The 1,492-nt window shown below is 45.9% G+C and carries 2 protein-coding genes; both read right to left on the reverse strand.

All coding sequences use genetic code 11. From position 1 onward, the window contains the following. Window positions 1-1,183, reverse strand: a 1,183-nt coding sequence (locus AC1DUA_RS37210) for an ABC transporter permease (RefSeq protein ID WP_477504506.1), incomplete at its 3' end; no start/stop codon positions are given. Between the two features lie 15 nt (window positions 1,184-1,198). After that, a partial coding sequence (locus AC1DUA_RS37215; RefSeq protein WP_477504507.1) for a TOBE domain-containing protein occupies window positions 1,199-1,492 on the reverse strand: 294 nt, incomplete at its 5' end.

Consider the following 1,492-nt stretch of genomic DNA (forward strand, 5'->3'; position numbering starts at 1 on the left):
CCATCGCGTAAGCAGCCGCTACGCCAAATATGACATTGCCTAATGTGGCAATCGAGCTCATTTTGAAACTGTTAACCACCGGACGCCACGTTTTGCTATCAGTAAAAAGCTCCACATAGTGCTTAAAGGTGTACTCCGGGGGTAAAATTTGCGTAGTCCATTTTCCATCTGCGGAAAAAGAGATAAGAATGATCACGAAAATAGGCAGAAGCAGGACAATGACACCGAGGAAGGAAAGCAGCATCGCCAAATATCGGCCCCACACCGTTTTCACCTCGGTCCTGTGCACAGAGACACCTTTACTCATATTTTGATAATTGCGAAGACTTTGGTACCAACGCATTAGAATCAAAAACAAAATGGAGACGAACGATAAAATTGTCGATTGCGTCGCAGCCATATCCAGATTGCCATTTGTACGCGACAAGTAAATCTGCATCGTCATAGTCCGTTCTATTCCAAAGATGAGAGGTGCCGTATAAGAGGCCATCGAGACCATAAAAACCAATAGAGATGAAGCAATAATGGCCGGTGTCAGCATCGGAATAATAATTCGTCGCCAAATATATAATCTTCCGGCTCCAAGACTGGACGCCGCTTCCTCCAGGGATGGATCCAAACCTCTGATAGCGGACGAAGCGGTCATGTAGAAATACGTATACATGGTAAACGTATGGACAACAAGAACTCCCCACACCCCTTTAAGCGAAAAAGGGACGTGATCCAAGTGAAGCAGAAGTTTCAGGGCTCGGGGAATGATCCCGCTCTCACTATATAAAAACGTAAAGGACAGCACACCGATTAACGGGGGCAAAGCCATTGGAACCATAACGAGTACGGCTAATATTTTCCGCCCTGGGAATTCATAGCGCTCAAGCAAGAAAGCCATGGTGATACCGACGAGTGCGCACGTTATCACACTAAGAACCGATAAATAAATGCTGGTCCATAGGGCTTCCAGGTTTGCAGTATGCTCCAAGCTAAAGAACTTGGCGTAGCTTTTCATCGAAAACTGCCCATCCACTACGGCACTTTGTAGAAAGGTCTGACATAAGGGAAATAGCACGTAAGCCAGTAATACTAGAAATAGCGGTGCTACTAGTACATAAACGAAATTAGGTGAATGTACGATCGAACGTTTACGAGTGACAGGCTGTCTATAGGATTGCATTTCAGATTTCATCATCGGATCCCTCGTCTACCCCAGCAGGTATACGCTTTCTTTGGGAATATATATAGACAACTCGTCCCCACGCTGCTGGACCTGTGTTTTGTGATTGACAAACATGGCTTTCAGCGAAAGAGCCTGCACCTGAAGCAAATAATTGACGCTGATGCCCGTAAATTCTGAAATCATCACCTTACCGACCACCGCATTCGTTCGAAGCTGCTCCTCCGGCAGTGCTTCACGAACTGACTCAGGACGTATGGATACAGTCATTTTTGTCCCAACTGTCAATGTTGTGTCCGGTGAACAATTACGGGCTAAAGC

The organism is Paenibacillus sp. 01T422 (genome assembly GCF_056398785.1).